The organism is Pantoea sp. JKS000250 (assembly GCF_003201065.1).
Taxonomy (GTDB): Bacteria; Pseudomonadota; Gammaproteobacteria; order Enterobacterales; family Enterobacteriaceae; genus Pantoea; species Pantoea vagans.
The window spans coordinates 104,447-127,166 of sequence record NZ_QICZ01000003.1 but is presented as its reverse complement, the minus strand read 5'-3'; the positions used below and the strand labels follow the sequence as shown (position 1 = coordinate 127,166).

Here is a 22,720-nt window from a genome sequence, read left to right as displayed (position 1 = left end):
AGCGATAGGTTGAAGGTAGATTGGCAAAACCAGATATAACTTAAGCCTGGAGGTATGGCGCACAATACTAATTATGTTAAATATCAATTAGATACATCAAAGGTGGACTATTTTTCTCAATTCTCAGCTAAACAGCATCTGGATATATCCCATTATAACGTCTGCTCCTTCCCTCCCTGGTGTATGGTTTACACACGAAGAGAATGGTTTATTACCTCTGGAACGGTAAAATCAACAGGGAGAGTAAAAATGGATGCTGCGTTAATTTCAATGATGCGTTCAGGTGGCCGTAACCGGGCATGGGCCGAAACGATGGTCAATATGGAAGCGAGAAAGCTGATAGAAGCCGCTAACGTGATTTCAGGCTTTCATCTGCGCGACAGCCTCACCCGGCTTCAGTTTGTTCAGGAAATCAGGGACGTTGTAGAGAAACAATTTGCCGCAGCACGTCAGGCCAGGACCGATGAAGACTGTATAGCTTGTATAAAAAAACTTCGGGAAGAGACTGAGAACCTTCGTGAGCAGGATCGCTTGCTACGGATGCAGACCGCAAAGCTCATCGCTAAAGTGGATTTTATCCGAGAAAATAACAAAATTGTAGGGTATGTCATCTCTGCCGTACATATCGTTTTGTCCGGGGTTGCCATGTTCGGCGGGATGATCATGATCTCTTCCATGACTCCCATCGGTATGCTGGCCGGTGCCACACTGTTCATTGACGGCGTAAATGGCATATCGAAGGAAGTCAGTCATCTCCGTTACGGCACAGAGTCACACTCTGAAGGAATTTTTGCAGACGGGGCAATGGAAGCTGCGCAGTTCATGGGATTCAGCCCGAACACAGGACTGGCGTTCTACAATGCGGCAACACTGAGTGCCAGCGTTTACAGTGTTTTTGGTCTGGCAAGAAAACCCGTCGCGTGGCGTCTGTTCCGGTGGCTTCCCCGTGACTACTACCGGAAAGTTGACACCATGAGCAGACCAAAATTAACGATGAAAATCGTGGATTATGGCGTCAAAGCGAAAGTGATTTTTGACCTTCTCACGACCGACCAACGTAGCCGTTAATCTCTGTTTGCTCTCTGGTATCGCCAGGACTTATAAGACAACACTGGCGTTTGAACAAAAATGGCAACCGCACAACCGCAGAGAAGCGCAATCCCCCCGGAAAAAACCGTTTCGCTGGAGCCAACAAATAGTAGAAAAATAAATACAGCGAGACAGCACAGCACCACGGTCAGCGCTATTCTGAAGCGTCTGGACAGATCCTGAATGGCATCTCCCAGGGTGCCGCCATAGCTGGCAAGGTTATTATTAACTTTTCGTAGGTCTGCGGGGCTGAAGCCCGAGCGCAGCAGGGCTTCTTCACTTACTCTCATTGCCTTTCGTCCTTAAAATGCTCCTGGAAACACAACAGATATAGCAGAAAGCGGTCTAGTTATCGACCCCCGTCAGTTTACCCCACAACACCCGGCAGACAGAATTCCCGCTGGGAAAGCGTCATCGTCTCCGCGAAAACCGCCATTAAGACCGGGATGTTGCTGGAGTAATAAGACCTGTTAACCAGTCATCGTGTACTGACAGAAGCCGGTTTATCCGGAATGGAAAGCGCCAATTCAGTTAAGAAAAAGCTGCTGAGTATGACGTGCGCGACACCCGGTAGCTTCGGCAAGGTCATGACACGCGATATAAAGCTTCAAACCACAGACAGGCAGTTTTAGTTCTCCTTATCACCACAGCCTGAATGTGGCTTATATCCTGTGCGTCATGATTCAGGGTTTCAGGATAACCTTTGTCCAGCCATTATCCCGGTCGTCAAAATGCTTATAGCCTTCGGGAGCGTCTGCCAGTGCAAGACGATGCGAAATGATCTGCGCCGGATTAGCTCTGCCCTGATGGATAAGCCTTGCGAGCTGGCGGTTGTAGGCTTTCACGTTACACTGGCCGGTCTTCATTGACTGACCTTTAAACCAGAACGTACCAAAATCGAACGGCACTTTGCCCTCTTTAGCCAGTTCGGTTGCCCCGCCGGGATCCTGAGGAACAAAAACGCCTACCGTACCAATACCGCCCGTGGCTTTAGTTGATGCAACAAGGCTGTTCAGCGTGGCGGAGTTATCTTCGTGGCCATGTTTATTGCAGCACTGATAACCCACGCATTCGCAACCGCAATCCGTGCCGCGCCCCTCGGTGAGTTCGAGGATTTTATTGACCGCGTCATCGCCCACGCCATTGATCGCCACTGCACCAAGCTGTTCGGCTAACGCCAGTCTGTCAGGATGGGTATCGACCACAAAGACCTGTGATGCGCCTTTAATCATGGCCGAATGTGCCGCCATTAAGCCGACCGGGCCAGCGCCGTAAATGGCAACACTCTCGCCAGGGCGCAAGCCTGCCAGCTCAGTGGCATGCCAGCCGGTGGGGAAGATGTCGGACAGCATAACGTAGTCTTCCTCCTTTTCTGCCGCATCCGGCGGCAGTACCAGGCAGTTAAAGTCAGCAAAAGGAACACGAAGTAACTCCGCCTGTCCACCCTCCCATTCGCCCATCTCCGCAAAGCCATAGGCGGCACCGGCCGTACCCGGATTTGCCGTAAGACAGTAACCGGTTAACCCCTTCTCGCAGTTTTCACAGAAGCCGCAGCCGACATTAAAGGGCAGGCAGACATAATCACCGACTTTAATCCGATCTACACCGCTACCAATTTCAACAACCTGGCCCAGATTCTCATGGCCGAAGATGCGACCCTGCTCAAAGCTGGTTCGCCCTTCGTACATATGTAAGTCAGAACCGCAGATATTGGTGGTGGTAATACGGACAATCACATCGGTGGGACGAACGATTTTCGGATCCGGGACATCTTTGACTGAAACGTCAAAAGGTCCGTTATAGACAACTGCTTTCATAGTGTTTACCTCACAGGCATGATCAGTTTTGAGGGTGGCGACTGCGTGATGCATTGCTGTCGCCACCTTCTTCGTGATGCTGCTTTTTCAGTCAAATGGCGCGACTGAAGATGTAAGTGTAGAACAGCTTATGGCGCAGTCTGGAAAAAGAAATATCATGTAACTCTATGAAATGTAAAACCGCTTCGCTAAAAAACCGTTCATCTCCCTCTGCCGTTCTGCTTATCCTCATCCTGCTGTAAAGTTCCGGGCTAATGCTGGAACAGGATTAGCGAGGCCGCCTGTTGCTATTTACCGGGCCTGATTATCATCAGATGTCAGGCGGCATTTATCCTGATAAACATCCGCCTGATGTTTGCCTACTTCTTATCCTGTGACCACGTCGCGCTGCGGATATCGACTTTCACCGGCAACAGACCAATCCCGGTAAAGGTATCTGCCAGCGCCTGCTGCTGGGTGAAGACTTCTGGCGTCATCCGCTCTGCGCCAAACGGCATCCTTGCCAGCGCACGCTGCCAGATCGGCTGCGGCAGACCGGTTGAGGTGGACATGATTTTTGCGGCTTCTTCCTGATTTTGATTAGCCCACTGACTCAGTGAACCCAGCTCATCCACCACCTCAGAAGCGATGTGTGGATAGCGCTCCGCGAACTTACGGCTGGCAAGATAGAAGGTGTAGTGCGGCACCAGCCCTTCGGCATTTTTAATCAGCCGCGCGTGGGCGTTTGTTTCCACTTCGGCGTAGTAGGGATCCCAGATGACCCAGGCATCCACCGCGCCGCGCTGGAAAGCGGCGCGCGCATCCGCAGGTGGCAGATAGACCGGCGTAATATCTTTATAGGTCAGCCCTGCCTGCTCCAGCGCGGTGACCAGCAGATAGTTAACGTCAGAGCCTTTGTTCAGCGCCACACGTTTGCCTTTGAGATCCGCCACGCTTTTGATCGGTGAGTCAGCGGGCACCACAATCGCTTCGGTTTTAGGGTTAGCTGGCGAGTGTCCCAGATAAACCAGATCGGCCTGCGCGGCCTGCGCGAACGTCGGTGGCGCGTCGCCGGTAGCGGCCAGATCGATACTGCCGATGTTTAAGCCCTCCAGCATCTGCGGTCCGGCCGGGAACTCAATCCAGTGCACCGCAATACCCTGCTTTTTAAATTCCTGATCCAGCGTGCCGCGATACTTCAGCAGCGCAAAGATATTGGCTTTCTGAAAACCGATGTTCACTGTCTCGGGTTTCTCTGCTGCCTGGGTGCTGAACGCGAAACCCGCCTGGGCGGCAATAATCAAAGCGCTGAGTAAAACTTTTTTCATCTCTCGTTCCTGAGTCTGGTTGTTGTCTGCGCAACATAACAAACGCGGCTTGAAGCGCTTAGCGATGAAATGTTCGATGCTTAGCTAAAAAAACGCTATGGATGCCAGACCGACTCGCGTACGCGAATGGCGCGACTGAATAACCCCAGCGCATAGAAGCGGTCGGCGATAGTCTGCTGTTCCCGGATGATGGCCAGGTTCATTCTTTGGGTCTGATGGCTGCGCCGGGCTAAGGCGTGCATCAGTGAGGTTGCAGAGATGCCGAGTTCCGTTGAGAGCAGCCCGGCAGCTTCAGCACGATGCGCATCAATGTAGCGGCCGGTCTGCTCCAGTGCGCTAAGCAGAACCTGTAACAGATCGCCAGAGTGCGTCGAAAATCCGCGCTCAGCCAGGTAAAACTGATGGTTATTGACCCGGCCTGTGCCATCCGCAATCACCCTGAACTCTCCGCTGTTCTCCGCATCGCTGAGTAACGGATCCCACATCATCCAGGCATCCACCGCGTTGAGATCGCTGGGCGTCAGCGGATATTTAGGCGGGGCATAGACAATACGCACATCATCCAGCGCTAAACCCGCCTCATCCAGAATCTGCAACAACAGATAGTGAACGTTGGAGCCGCGATTCACGGCAATACGTTTGCCTCTGAGATCGCCAATCTGCTTAATCAGGCTGCTGTTCGGCACCAGCAGCGCCACGCTTTGCGGGGCGGCAGGTTCCCAGGCGACATAGACCATGGGACTGTTGCTGGCCTGCGCAAACAAGGGGGGAACTTCACCGGTGGTCCCGAAATCGATCTCCTTATTGCTCAGTGCATGCAGAAGCTGCGGACCCGCAGGAAATTCACTCCACATGACGCTGACACCCTGCCCGGCCAGCTGCTGCTCCAGCGACTGGCGGGCTTTCAGAATGCCAAGGTTGCCAAATTTCTGATAACCAATACGCAGTTCCCGCTCCCGCTCAGGCTGCTGACCGGGAGCAGCATCACGCTGACGCACTGAACCGCGGCGCGGTTTAATCACCCCCAGATGTCCCAGCTGTGTGCGCAATGTATGTCGGCTGATACCCAGCAGCGCGGCCGCCTGTAACTGATTACCCTGGGTGAGTTCCAGCGCATTTTTGACCAGTGCGCCAATAACCCGGGGATAGAGCGGTGTATCACTCTGCTGCATCTGCTGGCGTAAAAACTGATCCAGCGCCTCCTCTCCCTGCGGCAGGTCGCTCCCCGCAAGAGGGCTTAGCCGCAGCTGCTGCGGCGTGACCAGTGAAGTTTTGCTGAGCAGCACGGCGTTGTGCAGCGTGTTCTCCAGTTCACGGATGTTGCCCGGCCAGCTGTAGTTCATCAACACCGCCATGGCTTCGTCACTGAGGCGAAGCTGAGGACGACCAAGACGGCGCGCATAGAGCTGCAGGAAGTGACTGGCCAGCACCGGAATATCTTCGCAGCGCTGGCGCAGCGGCGGCAGTGTGACGCTGGCCACATTCAGCCGGTAATAGAGGTCTTCCCGGAATCGCCGTTCACGGATAGCCACCGCCAGATCCCGGTTGGTCGCGGCAATGACCCGCACATTAACTTTTACCGGCCTGGACGATCCGACGCGGGTAATTTCACGCTCCTGCAGCACGCGTAGCAGCTTCACCTGCAGCGACGGGCTTAGCTCACCAATCTCATCCAGCAGCAGCGTGCCGCCCTCAGCCGCCTCAAACCAGCCACGATGCCTGTCTTGTGCGCCGGTAAAGGCACCCTTCTCATGACCAAACAGCTCCGACTCCGCCAGGCTCTCGGTAAGTGCGCCGCAGTTAACCGCCAGAAAAGGCTGCCGGCTGCGGACGCTGTGGTGATGCAGATAGCGCGCCATCACCTCTTTGCCGGTGCCGGTTTCACCGATGATCAGTACCGTCGCATCGGTGGGCGCGAGCTGATCCAGCACGCTTTTAAAGGCGCGCGATGCGGGGTCAATTAACTCAGGGCTGGATATCTGCATCTCATTTACCGGATGAACGGGAAAACCATGACCATACCGCGCCGCTAACGCCGAAACGAGAGGCGGAACGAGTCAGATTGTTGCCAATGCAGCAGGATGCAACTATGCCTGTTGCGAACGCAGCAGATTAGCGTGTGCCACAAAAACCATAAGTTATTGAATTTTAATAATAAAAATATTTCATCGCAGTGGCACGCATCCTGCTAGAGGCTATATAACAAAAGGGATTAACCCTATATGATAAATTTTAATATCGTTATAAAGGAAGCTGCTAATGAGTCATGCGACACAGGAAAACCTCAACCTCTTCTGGTTTCTGCCTACCCACGGCGACGGGCGCTATCTGGGTACCACCGAAGGCGGCAGAGCAGTCGATTTACCCTATTTACAGCAGGTTGCGCTGGCGGCAGATAATCTGGGCTACTACGGTGTGTTAATCCCGACCGGTAAAAGCTGCGAGGATTCATGGCTGGTCGCCTCGGCACTGGCACCAATCACTAAAAAGCTGCGCTATTTAGTGGCCGTGCGTCCCGGCCTGCAACCGCCCAGCCTGGCGGCGCGGATGGCGGCGACGCTGGACCGTCTCTCCGGCGGCCGGTTGCTGATCAACGTGGTCACGGGTGGTGATCCGGTAGAGAACAAAGGTGACGGCATCTTCCTGAGTCATGAAGAGCGCTATCAGGTGACCAAAGAATTTCTTGAGGTTTACTCCCGCCTGCTGAAAGGCGAGAAGGTAGACTTTGAAGGCGAACATATTCGCGTGGAAGGCGCCGAGCTCCTCTTCCCGCCGGTGCAGGAAGACGGTCCGCCACTCTATTTCGGTGGCTCGTCTGAGGCCGCTATCGACGTTGCGGCGAATCAGATCGACACCTATCTGACGTGGGGCGAGCCGGTTGAACAGGTCGCGGAGAAGCTGGCGGTGGTTCGTCAGCGGGCGCAGGAAAATGGCCGCACGCTCTCTTATGGCATCCGCTTACATGTCATTGTACGTGAAACGGAAGAGGAAGCCTGGGCGGCCGCCGATCGACTGATTTCTCATCTGGATGAAGAAACTATCGCTGCCGCGCAGAAAATCTTTGCCCGCATGGACTCCGCCGGTCAGGCGCGGATGAGTGCCCTGCATCAGGGGTCGCGGGAGAGCCTGCGTATTGGTCCCAATCTCTGGGCGGGCGTTGGTCTGGTGCGCGGCGGTGCAGGAACAGCGCTGGTTGGCAATCCGCAGCAGGTTGCCGATCGCATCCGGGAGTATCAGGCGCTGGGGATCGAAAACTTTATCTTCTCCGGCTATCCGCATCTTGAAGAGGCACACCGCTTTGCTGAGCTGGTAATGCCGTTGTTGCCGCTGGCCGCCAATGCCGAAAAGAAACAGCGCAGCGTCAACACCGGTCCGTTTGGTGAAACTATCGGTGGCGACCGTCGCCCGGCTAAACAGGCCAGCGCCAGCTAGTCAGTTAACAGAAAAAAGGCTCGTTTATGTCACAACAGCAGATTGTCATTATCGGCGGCGGGTTCACCGGCACTGCGCTGGCGATCCATCTGGCCCGCGCTGGCCAGGCGGGATTACAGGTGACGGTGATTGAACCTCGCGCACAGCTGGCGCAGGGCGTGGCATACGGCACCACCGATCCGGCCCACCGCATTAATGTGCCGGCCGGCAGAATGCAGCTTGCCGGTGATGAAGAGGGTGTTTTCGATCGCGATTATCGCGCCTCTGCCGGCTTCAGGGCCGATCCGGAAGCGCTGTGGCATGACGGCAACGTCTACCCGCAACGCGGTGAATTCGGACGCTGGGTCAATGCGCAGTTTGTTCATCAGCAGCAGCACTCACCGGTGAAACTGAGTCATCTGCGTGACAGTGCGCTTGCCTTTAAGAATGGCGTGGTGACCACGGCCTCCGGGCAGCAGATTCATGCCGATCAGGTAGTGCTGGCGATCAGTCATCCCCCGCCGGATCTGCCTGCTCTGCTGAGGCCGCTACAGGGCCATCCGGCTTTGATTGCCAATCCCTGGCAGCGCGACGCGCTGGCGCAGGTCGCCCCTGACGATCGGGTGGCGATTATTGGTTCAGGGCTGACCATGTCCGATGTGGTGGCGTCGCTGCATCTTCAGCAGCACCGTGGAAAGATTACCATCTTCTCACGTCGTGGCCAGCTGCCGCGTGCCAACCTGAGTGGCAACAATGAGACTTACGCCCTGGATTACAGTCAGCCGCAATCCGCGACCGCGCGCGGCTGGCTACAGCGGGTGCGACAGGAGGTTAAACAGGCGGCAGCGCTGAATCTGCCCTGGCAGCTGGTGCTGGATGATATCCGCCGTAACGGTCAGCGCATCTGGCAGAGTCTGTCGCTGCACGAGCAGCAGCGCTTTCTGCATCATCTGCGCCCATGGTGGGATGTTCACCGCTACCGGATTGCGCCGCAGGTGAGTCAGATTCTCAGCCAGCAGCAGGCCAGCGGTCAGCTGACTCTGCTGGCGGCGCGCCTTATCGCCGCTGAATCGGATGGCGCAACGCTCCGGCTGACGCTGCGACTGCGTGGCGCGCAATCGCACAGGCTGGAGGTGGATAAAGTCATTGTCACCACCGGCCCTGCACACAACGCGCTGCTTAACAGCAATGCGCTGCTGCGTCAGCTCCATGGCGATGGCGTTATCCAGCCTGACCCGCTGGCGCTGGGGATACAGGTTAATGCGCTGTCTCAGACGCTGAATGTGAACGGTGAAGCGAATCCCGGACTGTATGTTGCCGGGCCTGCCGCACGGGGTCGCTTTGGCGAGCTGATGGGATTACCGCAGGTGGCGGAACATGCCGAGTCTGTTGCACGGCAACTGCTGAATGCCCTATCCCTGCCTGTCAGCGAGCGATGTCCCGGCTCACTCACTTACTGAATCTTCCTTATAAAACACATATTAAAAGGTGGGCGGCAAGCGATTGCCGCATCCGCTCAGGAGTCGCTATGTCATCGCAACGTGAAATTCGCCTGAATGCTTTCGATATGAACTGTGTTGGTCATCAGTCACCCGGCTTGTGGGCGCATCCGCGTGACCGCTCATGGCAGTATAAAGATCTGGCGTACTGGACCGATTTAGCGCGTCTGCTGGAGCGCGGTAAGTTTGATGGGCTGTTTATTGCTGATGTGCTGGGTGTCTATGACGTGCTCAACGGTAATAATCATGCTGCCATCCGTCAGGCTACACAGGTGCCGGTAAATGATCCGCTGGCGTTAGTCACGCCGATGGCCATGGTGACGGAACACCTGGGCTTTGGCCTGACCGCCTCGCTGTCGTTTGAACACCCCTACCCGTTTGCGCGGCGGATCTCGACTCTCGACCACCTGACCAAAGGCCGTATTGGCTGGAATATTGTCACCTCCTACCTGGAAAGTGGCGCACGCAATATCGGGCATCAGGCTCAGACCGATCACGATGCGCGCTACGACTACGCCGATGAGTATCTGCAGGTTATCTATAAGCTGCTGGAGGGAAGCTGGGAAGACGACGCTGTCCTGCGCGATCATGAACGTCATATATTCAGCGACCCCAACAAAATCCATCCGATTAACCATCAGGGAACGTTTTTCCAGGTGCCGGGTATTCATCTTTGCGAGCCGTCACCGCAGCGCACGCCGGTGCTATACCAGGCCGGTGCCTCCAGCCGCGGTAAGGCCTTTGCAGCGGAGCATGCTGAATGTGTATTTGTCGCGGCACCGTCGAAAGTACTGCTGAAGAAAACTGTGGCAGATATTCGCCGCAGGGCCGCTGAGGCGGGACGTGACCCGCGTTCCATCCTGATCTTCAATCTGCAGACGGTGATTGTGGGTGAAACCGACCTGGCGGCGCAGGCGAAATGGCAGGAGTACAAAAGCTATGTCAGTTACGAAGGCGCGCTGGCGCTCATCTCGGGCTGGACCGGTATCGATTTCGGGCAGTATCAGCCGGATCAGGTACTGAAGCATCTGCATACCAACGCCATTCAGTCGGCGGTTGAAACCTTCTCCACCGCCGATCCCAATCGTCAGTGGACGGTGCAGGGGCTGGCTGACTGGGTGGGCATTGGCGGTTTTGGCCCGTTGCTGGTGGGCAGCGCCGAAACCGTAGCGGATGAACTGCAGAGCTGGGTTGAAGAGACCGACGTTGACGGGTTTAACCTCGCCTACGCCGTGACGCATGAAACCTTTACCGACGTGGTGGAACTGCTGGTGCCGGAACTGCAAAAGCGCGGCGTCTACAAGCAGGATTATCAACCCGGCACGCTGCGTGAAAAGTTGTTCGGAAAGGGACCGCGGCTGGCGTTGCCACATCCGGGTGCCGGTTACCGCCGCCACGCTGACGCAGAAACGCAGATAGATAGCGCTGAAATATCAGGATGAAATCTGCCGGTTAATAGTCTCAGTCATCGCTTTACAGATTTATTAACGACTAAAGAAGCGCGCCGGTTTCAGGCCTGGTAAAGAAAAATGCTTTAATTCGTACCGGATGAATCCTGCTATTCATCCGGCTTCTGCCGTGGTCATCTTTTAATGATTAACTTATTGAATATATTGAAATAGTTATCGTTATTTGTTGGTTGTTAACCATGCCTTAAATGCCTATAAAAACCTCGTTACCTGCTGAATATAATAACGAGGATATGATGAGTACATTAGAGATTGACAACACCCTGACCGCCTCGCCGCCTCACTCCACGCCGGTTCGTTCGGTGAGTGATGTGGCCCGGCTAATCAACAGTAATACGGAGAAAAACAGCTACGCGCGCTGGATTGTGTTCCTGGCGCTGGGCGGTGTATTTCTTGACGCCTACGATCTCACCACGCTCTCCTATGGTATTGACGATGTGGTGAAAGAGTTTGGCTTAACCCCGGTGCTGACCGGATTGGTCACCTCTTCAATTATGATCGGCACCATCATCGGCAATCTGGTCGGCGGCTGGCTCACCGACAAATATGGCCGCTACTCGGTGTTTATGGCGGACATGCTGTTCTTCGTGGTCTCTGCGATAGCTGCCGGTCTGGCGCCCAACGTCTGGGTATTGATTGGCGCGCGTTTTCTGATGGGGGTCGGGGTCGGGATCGATCTGCCGGTTGCCATGGCCTACCTGGCGGAGTTCTCTAAATTCTCCGGCAAAGGCAATAAAGCGTCGCGCCTCGCGGCCTGGTGCCCGATGTGGTATGCCGCGTCATCTGCCTGCTTCTTTATTATTTTTGCGCTCTATTTCCTGTTGCCAGCTGAACACATCGACTGGTTATGGCGCGCCTCGCTGCTGTTTGGCGCGGTACCGGCTCTGCTCATTATCGCGGTGCGCAGCAAGTTCATGAATGAGTCACCGCTGTGGGCCGCCAATCAGGGAGACCTGAGCGGTGCAGTTCGTATCCTGCGCGACTCCTACGGCATTATTGCGCATGAAGAGCAGCCCGAAAAAACCGAAACCGTGAAAGCGGCCCCGAAAGTGAGTTTCCGCGTGCTGTTTCAGAAGCCTTACCTCGAACGCACGATCGTCAGCGCAGTAATGAACGTCTGTATCGCATTTGAGTACACCGCCATTGCTTTCTTCCTGCCCTCTATCCTGGCGCAGTTCCTGGGCGCGGGCGTGTTTGAAACCATCTCCGCCTCACTGGGGCTGAACGCGCTGTTCGCCTTTACCGGCGGCCTGCTGGGGATGCGACTGGCATGGAAGTTCCCTTCCAGGCATGTGGCGATTGCGGGTTTTGCCCTGCAGTTTATCGCGCTGATCTCACTGGCGCTGATCGGTCATCCACAGGCCACTGCCGGCGTGGTGTTTGCCGTGCTGATGCTGGGACTCTGGTTGTTTGCCGAAGGGTTCGGCCCCGGCGCGCAGTTGATGATCTATCCGGCGCTCTCTTATCCGACCCACATTCGTGCGACCGGTGTTGGCTTCAGTCGCTCGCTCTCTGGCATTGGCAGTGCACTGGCGCTATTTATCCTGCCCATTCTGCAGGCCCGTTATGGCACCAACATGTTCTGGATCGTCTCTCTCGCCGCCCTTCTTCCGATTATTTTCCTGTTGATTATCCGGTTTGAACCGACCCGACAGGACATTGATGAACAACCTGTAACAGGAGAAGATCATGTCTGAATTAACCCGTACTGAATTTGCCGCGCTGACCGAACAGTTCCGGCCACTTTTCAGCCGCATTGCTGAAGGCGCCGCCGCACGTGAAATCGATCGTACTCTGCTGCATGAGCCGATCCGCTGGCTGAAAGAGGCGCGGTTTGGCACCCTGCGCATCCCCAAAGAAGAAGGTGGCTTCGGCGTCTCGCTGCCGCAGCTCTTTTCCCTGCTGACCGCGCTGGCCGAAGCGGATTCGAATCTGCCGCAGGCACTGCGCGCGCACTTTGCCTTTATCGAAGATCGTCTGAACCAGCCGGAGAGTGAGGATCGGCGGCGCTGGTTCCGCCGTTTTGTGGATGGCGAGCTGGTGGGCAGTGGCTGGAGTGAAATCGGGGCGGTTAAGCTGGGTGAGGTCAACACCCAGGTCTCACCCGATGCGGGAGAATGGCGGATCAGCGGTGAGAAGTTTTACAGCACCGGCACGCTCTATGCGGACTGGATTGATGTCTATGCGCAGCGCACGGACAACGGCCGCGACGTCATCGCGCTGGTGAACACGCATCAGAATGAGGTGGAACGTGATGACGACTGGGATGGTTTCGGGCAGCGGCTGACCGGCAGTGGCACCACACGCTTTCATCATGCCCGTGTGGAGCAGCCACACGTTTATGATTTCAGTGAGCGCTTTCGCTATCAGACAGCATTTTATCAGCATGTGTTATTAGCCACGCTGGCGGGTATAGGCCGGGCCGTAGTGCGTGATGCGTCACAGGGGGTCGCGCAGCGTAAACGGATTTACAGCCACGGCAATGCGCCCCAGGTTAAGCAGGATGTGCAGGTGCTGCAGGTGGTTGGTCAGATCAGCAGCTGGACCTGGGCCGTTGAAGCCGCCGTTGATCGGGCGACTCACTCACTGCAACGGGCATTTGAACTGCAACTGAGCGGTGCCAATGAAGCGGAGCTTCACGCGGCGAACGTTCAGGCCGAGGTGGAGTCCGCCCGGGCGCAGGTGGTCGCGGTGGAGTTAGTGACGCGTGCCGCCACGGAGTTCTTCAATGCGCTGGGCGCGTCAGATACCCGCGTCAGCAAGGCGCTGGACCGACACTGGCGCAACGCCCGCACGGTGTCGTCACACAATCCGGTGATCTACAAAATCCGCAATGTGGGTGACTGGGAGGTAAACGGCAACGATCCGACGTTTATCTGGCAGATCGGCAACGGCGAAGCGTCATAATACAGCAAGGCCGGGTGATCCCGGCCTTACGCGTTTAGCGGTGGTTTAGCCGTCGCGACAGCCGGTCACCGCACAACTGAAGCAACGTCACCAGCGCGACCAGCACCACAATAACTGTCACCATTACCTGCATATCAAACCGCTGATAACCATAACGATACGCCAGATCCCCCAATCCTCCTGCACCGATGGCGCCGGCCATCGCTGACGCGTTAATCATCGTCACCAGCGTGATGGTAAAACCGCTGACGATGCCAGGCCGCGCTTCCGGCAGCAGCACATGCCAGATAATATGCCAGCGATAAAATCCCATGGCCTGCGCCGCTTCGGTCAGCCCTTTATCAACTTCACGCAGGCTGACCTCCGCAATACGGGCAAAAAACGGGGTGGCCGCCAGGGTAAGCGGTACGACGGCTGCCCAGACGCCATAGGTGGTTCCCACAATCCAGCGGGTAAAGGGAATTAACGCCACCATCAGGATCAGAAATGGGATGGAGCGAAAGAGGTTAACTACCCAGCCCAGCACCCGATTAAGTCGTGGGCTGGGAAAAAGATCGCCGCGTCCGCTGACCACCAGAATCACCGCCATGGGTAAGCCCAGTGCAAGCGCGAGCGCAGAGGAGAAGCCTACCATCAGCAGCGTATCCAGAAAGGCGACCCATAAACGTTCAATAGCCGGTGACATAACCTAATACCTCCAGTCGATCGGCGATGTGCGCCAGTTGAGTTGTCACGGATTGCGCCTCGTGTCGGGCATCCAGCAGGAGCAACAACTGGCCGGTGGGTTTGCTGTCAACCCACTCGATAGCGCTGTAAATCAGGGTGATTTCGCCCGCGATCTCTGCACTCAGCGCACCGATATCGGGTTGTGCACCCTGCCCGGTGTAGCGTAACCGCACCAACAGACGAGATTGATGATGTTGCCGGTGGACAGTCAGGCGTGTGCCGACCGACTCTGGCAGAGCCTGGTGATTCGGGTTCAGCAGCTGGCGCGTCGTCTCCTGCTGCGGGTCGCTATAAACCTGCCAGACCGGGCCGCACTCAATGATTTCACCCTGATCGATTACCGCAACGTTGTGGCAGAGGTCATGAACGACGTCCATCTCATGGGTGATCAGCACAATGGTAATATGGCGTTGCTGATTGATCTTTTTAAGCAGCGCCAGAATTGAGCGTGTCGTTTCGGGGTCGAGTGCTGATGTCGCTTCATCGCATAGCAGCAGTTCCGGATCGTGGACCAGCGCACGTGCAATACCGACGCGCTGTTTCTGTCCACCGGAAAGCTGTGCGGGCCAGGCATGTTGCCGCGCCTCCAGCCCGACCAGCGCCAGCAGCTCATCCACTTTGCGCGCCCGCACGGCAGCAGGCACGCCTGCCACTTTTAGCGGTAGCTCAATATTCTGCCGTACGGTTTTGGCCGACAGCAGATTGAAGTGCTGGAAAATCATGCCGGTGCTGCGCCGCCATTCGACCAGCTGCCGCGCGTTAAGCGCGCTGATATCGATGCCATCGATCACAATGCGTCCGGCAGTCGGTTCTTCCAGACGATTAAGGCAGCGGATGAGCGTCGATTTTCCCGCGCCGCTGCGGCCAATGATGCCGAATATTTCTCCGCGATGGATCCCGAGATCAATATTGCGCAGGGCATCCAAAGACTGGCCGGGATAGCGCTTACTTAATGCTTCAATGATGACGTGTGAGGCACCGCTGGTATGGCGTGTAGCGGCATCGGACAATGCCGACGTCTCAGGGATGCTCAGGCTGACCATGATTACTGGCTCCAGCCTGGCTGATAGAGTTTGCCATAGAAATTGTCGAGGCTGGCGCGGACTACCGGAGAGTGCTGATAGATATCAACAAACTTCGCCAGCCTCGGATCGTCCTGATGACCCTGACGGATTACGAACTGAATGACATATTCCGGGTGCTCCAGCCCGTCGAACAGCAGTGCCTTATTGGGATCAATCGTTTTTGCCAGACGCAGATAGTGTGGATAGCCCTGCGCCAGGTCGACTTCTTCAAGCGAGCGCGAGAGCTGTACCGCTTCCACCTCGATAATTTTCAGCTTTTTAGGGTTACTGACGATGTCATCAACGGTTGCTTTCAGTCCCACAACCGGTTTGAGCGTAATCAGCCCCGCCTTCTGCAGCAGCAATAATCCGCGTGCGCCATTAATCGGATCGTTGGCGATAGCAACGGTGCCGCCTTCGGGAACCTGATCAATCGCGCTGTGTTTTTTGGAATAAAGACCAATGTTATTGATGATGGCTGGTGCATAAGCGACCAGATGGAAGCCGCCGGACTGATTAGCATTCTCCAGAAAAGGCTTGTGCTGGAACAGATTGACGTCGATATCGCCATTTTCTACGCTGACATTTGGGGCAGTCCAGTCGGTAAATTCGACCAGTTCAACATCCAGTCCCTGCTTCTTTGCTTCGGCGACGGCGGTCTCCAGCGGCGGGGCAAACGCGGCGGTGGTGCCCACTTTGAGCGGGCCGGAATAGTTCGCTGCGGTCGCCGCGGCACTGAGGGTCAGCAGCAGACCACCCAGGGCGGCGCGTAGTGTTTCTGAGCGTGTCATGGTGATTCCTTGAGGTTAAATAGATCAATGAGGTCAGGCGGGATGACGCCAGCGAGCCGCCGGATGACGTTCGGGCAGGCGATCCTGCTGGAAAATTTTGTGGCGTAGTGAACCGGGCTGATAAGCCGTTTTATAGCGCCCGCGCTGCTGGAGTTCAGGTACAACTAAATCGATAAAGTCGCGGTAGCTCTGCGGGTTCAGAATGCGGGTCAGATTAAAGCCGTCAATGTCGCCTTCATCCATCCAGTGCAGCAGCGCGTCCGCGACCTGCGCGGGATTTCCAATTATGAGTGGATAGCGACTGCCCATCGCATGCTGCTCCAGCAGGCGACGACGGGTCCAGCCGCTGTAGGCTTTACTGACCGATTCGATAGCCCGGGTCTCCCCGCTGATAACGGGTTCGTCAAGCTCAAAGGCGGCCAGGTCGAGACCAATAGAACTGGAGAAATGGGCAATCCCCGCTTCCGGGCTGGCATATTCAAGATAACTGCGGTGTTTCTCCTGTGCTTCACGCTCTGTCGGGGCGACGATGACGCCGACACCCATGAAGATGCGCAAATCATCTGCACGTCGACCTGCTTCAACTGCGGCCTGTCGCAGCCGCTTAGCCTGTTGGCGCATCGCTGCGGGTGTCGCTGCGTTAACAAAAGTGCATTCGGCATGACGCGCAGCAAACTGAATCCCGCGTGCAGAGGTGCCGGCCTGAAACAGTAACGGCGTACGCTGGGGTGACGGGCTGCTGAGGTGATAGCCTTCAACCTGATAAAATTCACCCTGATGCCTGACCGGATGAATTTTCGTGGCGTCTGCGTAAAGACGATTCGGACGATCGACAACCAGCGCATCATCCTGCCAGCTTCCTTCCCAAAGCTGATAACTGACATCGAGAAACTCATCTGCCTGTGCATAGCGCTCATCGTGTGCCAGCAGCTGTTTGTTTCCCATGGCACGGGCGGCGCTGTCCAGGTAGCCGGTGACGATGTTCCAGCCTATCCGTCCCTGAGTCAGATGGTCGAGTGTGGAAAGACGGCGGGCAAAAGGAAACGGTGCTTCATAACTGAGATTCGCGGTCACGGCGAAGCCAAGATGCTGCGTGACGCCCGCCATAGCCGAAACCAGCATCAGCGGATCGTTGACCGGTAACTGAATCGACTCGCGTGCCGTTAGCGTAATACCCTGCTGATAAACGTCATAGACGCCCAGAATATCCGCAATAAAGAGTCCATCGAACAGTCCGCGTTCCAGCAGGCGTGCCAGATCAGTCCAGTAGGCCAGCGTATTGAACTCGGTTGAACGGTCTTCAGGATGCGTCCACATACCGTGATGAATATGGCCGACACAATTCATGTTAAACGCGTTGAGCAGAACCTGTTTCTGAGTCATAGCGTGCCCCGGCGCGGTGGCAGCACGCCATTGAGCAGGTAATTCCCTATCGCGGGATATTTCCAGCGTACCGGATCGTGCAGGGTATGGGTGCGCGCGTTACGCCAGTGGCGATCAAGGTTATATTCACGCAGGCTGGCGCGTGAACCGCCCAGTTCAAACAGCAAATTAGCCGCTTCCAGTGAGACTTCTGTGGTCCAGGCACGCGCTCTGGCCACCTCCACCGAGGCCAGCGCCACCGTCGCGGCGTCAGACTGCTGTTGCGCGGCGTCGATGGCTGCCCCTGCCTCGGCTAACAGGGCGTCACCGGCGCTCAGTCGCGCCGCCAGACGTCCGGTGCGATCGAGCGTTAAGGGGTCATCAGTGGCACGCGTTACCCCGCTGTCGGGCCAGGGTCGGGCACGCTGGCGCAGAAAATCGAGCATGTCGTTAAATGCGGCGCGTGCAATTCCCTGATCGATAGCGGCGTGCATAATCTGCGCAAAAGGGCCGACGGTCGTCGGCCGCTCAAATGCTGTCTGAAACGGCACCACATCTGCAGCATCCACCGTGACGTTTTCGAAGAGGACGCTGCCGCTGCCTGTGGTGCGCTGACCAAACCCGCTCCAGTCATCAATAACGGTCACACCCGCCTGATGACGTGGCACAAATACCAGTTGCTCTTTATCCTCTTCATCGCGCGCAGCCGTGGGAATGCGGTCAGCAAACAGCGCACCGGTAGCGTAGAACTTGCTGCCGTTGAGAATATTGCACCGAATCTGCGTGGTCCGCTGATGTGCGGCACGGGAGGAGAACTCTGCCAGCGCATTGCCCAGATGCACGCCTGTCAGGACTTCCCGATACAACCTTTGTTTTTGTGATTCACTGCCGTTAACGCGCAGCACTTCCAGCGCGTAGTAGTGATTTTGCGGAACCTGACCAATCGCTGCATCAGCTTCGCTAATCAGCGTGATCACAGAGACGAGTGTGGCGGTTGATACGGCAATGCCTCCGTACGCCTGCGGCACGGTAATCCCCCCTAATCCTGATTGAAACAGGGTCTGCAGAGGGGAATGCGGCAGTCCACGTTCACGATCTCGCGCTGCGGCCCCCTCACGGAACTGCTGCGCCAGTTGCGCAGCCACTTCCAGCGCATGCTGCTCGCTGCGAATAGGGGAAGCGTGCTGTTTGGGCTGAACCTGACTCATTCTTTCTCCTTAAATCCATGCATGACGCGCGGGGTAGATCGCATTGAGGTAGTAATTGCCGATAGCGTGTGTTTTCCAGCGCACCGGGTCGTGCAGCGTGTGAGTGCGCGCATTGCGCCAGTGGCGATCCAGCCCATGCTGCAGGAGCGTGGCGCGACTGCCGCCCCACTCCAACAGTTTTTCACTGGCACGCAGCGCGATGTCAGTGGTCAGCACTTTGGCTTCCGCTACGGCAATAGAGGCGGCTGCGCTGTTTTCCGCTGTCAGTGCCTGCTGATCGAGTGAATCAAGCACCTTTGCGGCCCGGCGCAGTAGGGCATTTGCGGCGCTCAGTTCAGTACTGATACGACCGATGTCAGCAAGGATGTAGGGATCGTCAGCGTTGCGCTCCACGCCTGCGTCCACCCAGGGGCGTGAGCTGCTGCGGACAAACTCCAGCGCATCGTCCAGCGCGCCCTGAGCGATACCGGCATCGATCGCCGCCTGAATCAGTTGCGAGACAGCCCCGCGCAGGGTCGGTTTTTCTTCTGGCGGCAAGGGGATAAGCAATGCAGGATCTACGGCAACCCGATCAAGCCTTACTGTGCCGCTGGCCGTGGTACGCTGACCCATGCCTGACCAGTCATCAATAATCTCTACGCCGTTGGCAGGCAGCGGGATAAAAGCCATTGCAGGCTGGTCACTCTCCTGCAGAGCGGTGGTCACCAGAATGTCTGCGAACAATGCACCGGTAGAATAGAATTTCTCTCCGGTCAGACGGTGTTCCGGACCGTCACTGACCAGCCGTGCCTGAATGTCCCGCGTATGACGGGTGTTCTTCTCGGGGCCCCCATTGCCCAGCCGTTTGCCACTGACCACCGCCTGCAGCAATGTTGTCTGTTGTTGCGGGTTGCCTTCGCCAAGAATGAACTGAATCAGACCAAAGTGATTTTGCGGAATCTGGCCCAGAGAGGGATCGCTGGCTGAGATGATGCGGAATACCTCCGCCACTGTCTGAAAATCCAGTCCCCCACCACCAAAGTGGCGTGGAACACTGATGCTGCCCAGTCCGAGCCGGGTAAACCTGTCGAGAAGGTCGCGGGGGTAAAGTCGTTGCTGATCGCGTTCAATGGCACCAGGTTTCGCCTGTTCAGCCAGCGAATGGGCAGCCTGAATAGCCTGATCGCATCGGGTAATGACGGCTGCCAGGCAAGTCTCGGGAGGATCTGAGATGATTTTCATAGCGCTTCCGGAAAAAGAGACAGGCGTCAAAGCAGATTGGCTGATATTGAGCGCGTCACATTTATTTACGATGAAAGCGATAATAGGCAGTTGGTCAGAACGAAGTAAATAGCGTGGTTATTACAATATTCGCAAAGCTAATTCATAATATGGCTTTGGCTTTTTCAGTTATTTCTGGCTGAGGCAATAAAAAAATTTTTTGACCATAAAAATCAGCCCCTGAAATATTCAGAGGCTGATTTTAAAAAGTCGGTACTAATGTGAAAGAATATTACTTGTTCACTGGCTCTGGCATAGCTGAAGAGTGATGGGTTGAGATTTTCCAGCCCTTGCCATCCCAGACGTAAGTGAAGGTATAACGTGCAGTGACGTGCGTATTATCTTTGAAGGTAAAGGTATAAACGCCGGCATCAATCGCTTTATTACAGCCAATCCGGATAGTGCGGGAATCAATTTTACCGCTCGGACCTTTTTTCAGGAAGTCTTTGAAATAGTCAATGCGTTCCTGGTCTGTCAGGCGCACATGGTTTGAAATAGTTGGCAGCAGCACGGCATCGCTGACATATAACTCAGAGACTTTAGTCGCATCGCCGGTTGCCAGCGTATTATTCCAGGTATCAAACAGGCTGGCTACATCCTGTTCAGACGCTTTGACACAGCTAACCGGCTGTTGTGCCAGTGTAATAGCCGGCGCGCAGGAAAAACCTAAAAGACACAGCGATAATAAACTTTTCTTCATGAAAAAATCCTCTTTTTACCCTGATGAATGCCGGTGTTACTTCAGACGCCGGCATAAAAATGCGCATAATTGATTAGTTCTCAATGACCCCAATATCATCTTATTCATTATTAATCTGCTTCGGTCAGTTCATTAACTGTCCGTCTTATTTTGATTAAAAGCGGATAAAAGGGTGTCACTGCTTCCCATATTCAGGAGTGCAGGATAGCGGCTTGTCATTGCTGGGTGATATTTAAATCTTTAAAATATTGATATTTAGTTTTTTATTCTGACAAATGCTTTCAGAACACTTTTTGATAGTTGGAATGTGGGGTTATCAGTTCGTGACAATAAAGATAATGGTGGGAAAATCTGCTCAACTTACAGGCTAATGATAAATAATGGTCATGCTCGTCCGGAACGTGAATATCATTTTGGATCTTTTCTGGTTTATTTTCAGGCGAGCTTCGTGTTCGATTATTTATGAGCCATTGAAAATCGTCTTATCAATTCAATTCACTATTGCCATTATTTAAGTGAGTAATTTTATTAAGCTGAAGTTGAGAAGGGTTATTCAGACGTCTGGTTCAAATCTCATGCTCTGCACAGCCTGTGTCCTTATGCTAACGCAACCGGTAAATGCGTGGTCAGGATGACAGCCTACCCCACACGATTCTGCGCCAGACTGGTCGGCAAAGATCCTGAAGAAAGGCTACAGATTTATAACTTCGTATAATTGTTCTTATACGAAGTCATGACACAGGAAAATTGACGGGTTATGATAATGGGCAGCAAAGGTAAGGCTGCAAAATGGCAACGCTACGTAAATTCTGACCGGTAATCCCCCTGCTGAATTCTCAGAATTCACGTAGCGCGATCATCGCGTTTTCTGATTAATAAGCGAGCAAAGATGAGTGAGATAGTGCCGTTAACCCGTCTGACGGTTATCCGGAACAGTGATATCACCGAACGGCTCAGACAGTTCGTCCAGGACAAAGAGGCTTTTTCCCCCAATACCTGGCGACAGCTGCTTAGCGTCATGCGAATCTGCAATCAGTGGTCAGAAGATAACCAGCGTACATTTCTGCCGATGAGCGCAGAGGATTTGCGGGACTATCTCTCTTTTCTGGCTGAAAGCGGACGGGCTTCTTCGACCGTCACGTCCCATGCAGCGTTGATTTCGATGTTACACCGTAACGCCGGCTTGCCTGTGCCGAATGGTTCTCCGCTGGTTTTCCGTACCATGAAGAAGATTAACCGGGTTGCCGTTGTGAATGGCGAGCGTGCAGGCCAGGCCGTGCCCTTCAGGCTGACAGACCTGATGGTGCTGGATAAACAGTGGTCAGGTTCTGGTAATCTCCAGGTGCTTCGTGATCTGGCTTTTTTGCATGTCGCCTATGCAACGCTACTGCGTATCAGTGAACTGTCACGGTTGCGGGTGCGTGATGTGATGCGTGCCGGTGATGGCCGTATCATTCTGGATGTGGCGTGGACAAAAACGATTGTGCAGACCGGCGGATTGATCAAGGCGCTCAGCGCTCATTCAACCCGGCGACTTGAAGAGTGGATCGAGGCGTCCGGCCTTTCCGGTCAGCCTGATGCCTGGCTGTTCAATGCCGTACACCGCTCAGGCCGGGTACTGATTACAGAAAAACCGATGAGCACCCGGGCACTGGAACAGATTTTTAATCGTGCCTGGCGAACGGCTGGAAAAGGCAGCGCAGTAAAGGCCAATAAAAATCGCTACACCGGCTGGAGTGGCCACAGTGCCAGGGTGGGCGCAGCTCAGGATATGGCTGATAAAGGCTATCCTGTCGCCCGTATTATGCAGGAAGGCACATGGAAAAAACCGGAGACATTGATGCGTTATATCCGTCATGTGGATGCGCATAAAGGCGCTATGGTGGAGTTCATGGAACAATATGCTGAACCCGATATTCCCGGCTGATGGCTTCATAAAGCGCGAGTTTTGTCGGTTTTCAGGCCAGAGTTATCCACAGAAAAAGTGGACAGCCTGTGTGTAAGCCGGTACGGATTATCGCTGCTGTAAGTCTGTGCCGGGTTCAGGTGGCTGATTTCATTGCTTTCTTGGTGCTGCCATACCACCTGCTGCGAGTCTGTCTCTGAGACA

General features: G+C 55.1%; 18 protein-coding genes. 7 read left to right on the top strand and 11 right to left on the bottom strand.

What is annotated here, in order from left to right:
• The first annotated feature begins 249 nt into the window (after window positions 1-249).
• On the top strand, window positions 250-1,068 hold the full coding sequence (locus tag BY447_RS22880; RefSeq protein ID WP_110332370.1) for a DUF4225 domain-containing protein: 819 nt from the start codon (window positions 250-252) through the stop codon (window positions 1,066-1,068).
• Here BY447_RS22880 and BY447_RS22875 read toward each other — a convergent pair.
• The 4 genes from BY447_RS22875 to BY447_RS22860 all read right to left on the bottom strand — a co-directional run bounded on the left by BY447_RS22875 (window position 1,065) and on the right by BY447_RS22860 (window position 6,198).
• Window positions 1,065-1,379, bottom strand: coding sequence for a hypothetical protein (locus BY447_RS22875; RefSeq protein WP_110332369.1), 315 nt, complete (start codon window positions 1,377-1,379; stop codon window positions 1,065-1,067). The two genes, BY447_RS22880 and BY447_RS22875, sit on opposite strands and share 4 nt — an antisense overlap.
• A 393-nt stretch (window positions 1,380-1,772) precedes the next feature.
• Window positions 1,773-2,906, bottom strand: coding sequence for a glutathione-independent formaldehyde dehydrogenase (locus BY447_RS22870; protein ID WP_033785312.1), 1,134 nt, complete (start codon window positions 2,904-2,906; stop codon window positions 1,773-1,775).
• Window positions 2,907-3,265: 359 nt separating this feature from the next.
• On the bottom strand, window positions 3,266-4,213 hold the full coding sequence (locus tag BY447_RS22865) for a sulfonate ABC transporter substrate-binding protein (RefSeq protein ID WP_110332368.1): 948 nt from the start codon (window positions 4,211-4,213) through the stop codon (window positions 3,266-3,268).
• A gap of 95 nt (window positions 4,214-4,308) precedes the next feature.
• A complete protein-coding gene (locus tag BY447_RS22860; RefSeq protein WP_110332367.1) occupies window positions 4,309-6,198 on the bottom strand; it encodes an aliphatic sulfonate ABC transporter substrate-binding protein in 1,890 nt (629 codons plus the stop codon).
• A gap of 274 nt (window positions 6,199-6,472) precedes the next feature.
• On the opposite strand from BY447_RS22860, the gene ssuD reads away from it, so the two are divergent.
• From ssuD to BY447_RS22835, 5 genes are all read left to right on the top strand, one after another.
• The gene (gene ssuD / locus BY447_RS22855) at window positions 6,473-7,645 is read left to right on the top strand and encodes an FMNH2-dependent alkanesulfonate monooxygenase (protein ID WP_110332366.1); all 1,173 of its coding nucleotides are present in this window, start codon (window positions 6,473-6,475) and stop codon (window positions 7,643-7,645) included.
• A 26-nt stretch (window positions 7,646-7,671) separates the two neighbouring features.
• Window positions 7,672-9,084 (top strand): FAD/NAD(P)-binding protein, encoded by a 1,413-nt coding sequence (locus tag BY447_RS22850; protein ID WP_110332365.1) that lies wholly within the window; start codon window positions 7,672-7,674, stop codon window positions 9,082-9,084.
• Between the two features lie 68 nt (window positions 9,085-9,152).
• Complete coding sequence (locus tag BY447_RS22845) at window positions 9,153-10,565, top strand: LLM class flavin-dependent oxidoreductase (RefSeq protein ID WP_110332364.1); 1,413 nt, start codon at window positions 9,153-9,155, stop codon at window positions 10,563-10,565.
• A gap of 263 nt (window positions 10,566-10,828) precedes the next feature.
• Entirely contained in the window at window positions 10,829-12,289 is a 1,461-nt protein-coding gene (locus tag BY447_RS22840; RefSeq protein WP_110332363.1) for an MFS transporter, read from the top strand.
• Window positions 12,282-13,499: a monooxygenase gene (locus BY447_RS22835; protein WP_013356546.1), complete on the top strand. Its 1,218-nt coding sequence runs from the start codon at window positions 12,282-12,284 to the stop codon at window positions 13,497-13,499. The genes BY447_RS22840 and BY447_RS22835 overlap by 8 nt, the downstream gene beginning before the upstream one ends.
• A 34-nt stretch (window positions 13,500-13,533) precedes the next feature.
• Here the strand turns inward: BY447_RS22835 and BY447_RS22830 are convergent, their stop codons facing one another.
• The 7 genes from BY447_RS22830 to BY447_RS22800 all read right to left on the bottom strand — a co-directional run bounded on the left by BY447_RS22830 (window position 13,534) and on the right by BY447_RS22800 (window position 20,610).
• The gene (locus BY447_RS22830; RefSeq protein WP_110332362.1) at window positions 13,534-14,184 is read right to left on the bottom strand and encodes a methionine ABC transporter permease; all 651 of its coding nucleotides are present in this window, start codon (window positions 14,182-14,184) and stop codon (window positions 13,534-13,536) included.
• The gene (locus tag BY447_RS22825; protein ID WP_110332361.1) at window positions 14,168-15,268 is read right to left on the bottom strand and encodes an ATP-binding cassette domain-containing protein; all 1,101 of its coding nucleotides are present in this window, start codon (window positions 15,266-15,268) and stop codon (window positions 14,168-14,170) included. The genes BY447_RS22830 and BY447_RS22825 overlap by 17 nt, the downstream gene beginning before the upstream one ends.
• Window positions 15,269-15,270: 2 nt before the next feature.
• A complete protein-coding gene (locus BY447_RS22820) occupies window positions 15,271-16,080 on the bottom strand; it encodes a MetQ/NlpA family ABC transporter substrate-binding protein (RefSeq protein WP_110332360.1) in 810 nt (269 codons plus the stop codon).
• 33 nt (window positions 16,081-16,113) lie between these two features.
• Entirely contained in the window at window positions 16,114-17,463 is a 1,350-nt protein-coding gene (locus tag BY447_RS22815) for an LLM class flavin-dependent oxidoreductase (RefSeq protein WP_110332359.1), read from the bottom strand.
• On the bottom strand, window positions 17,460-18,650 hold the full coding sequence (locus BY447_RS22810; RefSeq protein WP_110332358.1) for an SfnB family sulfur acquisition oxidoreductase: 1,191 nt from the start codon (window positions 18,648-18,650) through the stop codon (window positions 17,460-17,462). Before BY447_RS22810 ends, BY447_RS22815 begins: the two co-directional genes overlap by 4 nt.
• 9 nt (window positions 18,651-18,659) lie before the next feature.
• The gene (locus BY447_RS22805; protein ID WP_110332357.1) at window positions 18,660-19,871 is read right to left on the bottom strand and encodes an SfnB family sulfur acquisition oxidoreductase; all 1,212 of its coding nucleotides are present in this window, start codon (window positions 19,869-19,871) and stop codon (window positions 18,660-18,662) included.
• Between the two features lie 271 nt (window positions 19,872-20,142).
• Window positions 20,143-20,610, bottom strand: a complete 468-nt coding sequence (locus BY447_RS22800) for an SgcJ/EcaC family oxidoreductase (protein ID WP_110332356.1) — start codon at window positions 20,608-20,610, stop codon at window positions 20,143-20,145.
• A gap of 889 nt (window positions 20,611-21,499) precedes the next feature.
• On the opposite strand from BY447_RS22800, the gene BY447_RS22795 reads away from it, so the two are divergent.
• A complete protein-coding gene (locus BY447_RS22795) occupies window positions 21,500-22,537 on the top strand; it encodes a tyrosine-type recombinase/integrase (protein ID WP_110332355.1) in 1,038 nt (345 codons plus the stop codon).
• Window positions 22,538-22,720 lie beyond the last annotated feature (183 nt).

Excerpts from the sequence above, each read along its gene's own strand:
- BY447_RS22835 (WP_013356546.1), top strand. The coding sequence starts at position 12,282 with ATGTCTGAATTAACCCGTACTGAATTTGCCGCGCTGACCGAACAGTTC.
- ssuD (WP_110332366.1), top strand. The coding sequence starts at position 6,473 with ATGAGTCATGCGACACAGGAAAACCTCAACCTCTTCTGGTTTCTGCCT.
- BY447_RS22870 (WP_033785312.1), bottom strand. The coding sequence starts at position 2,906 with ATGAAAGCAGTTGTCTATAACGGACCTTTTGACGTTTCAGTCAAAGAT.
- BY447_RS22845 (WP_110332364.1), top strand. The coding sequence starts at position 9,153 with ATGTCATCGCAACGTGAAATTCGCCTGAATGCTTTCGATATGAACTGT.
- BY447_RS22875 (WP_110332369.1), bottom strand. The coding sequence starts at position 1,379 with ATGAGAGTAAGTGAAGAAGCCCTGCTGCGCTCGGGCTTCAGCCCCGCA.
- BY447_RS22825 (WP_110332361.1), bottom strand. The coding sequence starts at position 15,268 with ATGGTCAGCCTGAGCATCCCTGAGACGTCGGCATTGTCCGATGCCGCT.
- BY447_RS22810 (WP_110332358.1), bottom strand. The coding sequence starts at position 18,650 with ATGAGTCAGGTTCAGCCCAAACAGCACGCTTCCCCTATTCGCAGCGAG.
- BY447_RS22840 (WP_110332363.1), top strand. The coding sequence starts at position 10,829 with ATGAGTACATTAGAGATTGACAACACCCTGACCGCCTCGCCGCCTCAC.
- BY447_RS22800 (WP_110332356.1), bottom strand. The coding sequence starts at position 20,610 with ATGAAGAAAAGTTTATTATCGCTGTGTCTTTTAGGTTTTTCCTGCGCG.
- BY447_RS22805 (WP_110332357.1), bottom strand. The coding sequence starts at position 19,871 with ATGAAAATCATCTCAGATCCTCCCGAGACTTGCCTGGCAGCCGTCATT.
- BY447_RS22850 (WP_110332365.1), top strand. The coding sequence starts at position 7,672 with ATGTCACAACAGCAGATTGTCATTATCGGCGGCGGGTTCACCGGCACT.
- BY447_RS22815 (WP_110332359.1), bottom strand. The coding sequence starts at position 17,463 with ATGACTCAGAAACAGGTTCTGCTCAACGCGTTTAACATGAATTGTGTC.
- BY447_RS22860 (WP_110332367.1), bottom strand. The coding sequence starts at position 6,198 with ATGCAGATATCCAGCCCTGAGTTAATTGACCCCGCATCGCGCGCCTTT.
- BY447_RS22795 (WP_110332355.1), top strand. The coding sequence starts at position 21,500 with ATGAGTGAGATAGTGCCGTTAACCCGTCTGACGGTTATCCGGAACAGT.
- BY447_RS22820 (WP_110332360.1), bottom strand. The coding sequence starts at position 16,080 with ATGACACGCTCAGAAACACTACGCGCCGCCCTGGGTGGTCTGCTGCTG.
- BY447_RS22880 (WP_110332370.1), top strand. The coding sequence starts at position 250 with ATGGATGCTGCGTTAATTTCAATGATGCGTTCAGGTGGCCGTAACCGG.
- BY447_RS22830 (WP_110332362.1), bottom strand. The coding sequence starts at position 14,184 with ATGTCACCGGCTATTGAACGTTTATGGGTCGCCTTTCTGGATACGCTG.
- BY447_RS22865 (WP_110332368.1), bottom strand. The coding sequence starts at position 4,213 with ATGAAAAAAGTTTTACTCAGCGCTTTGATTATTGCCGCCCAGGCGGGT.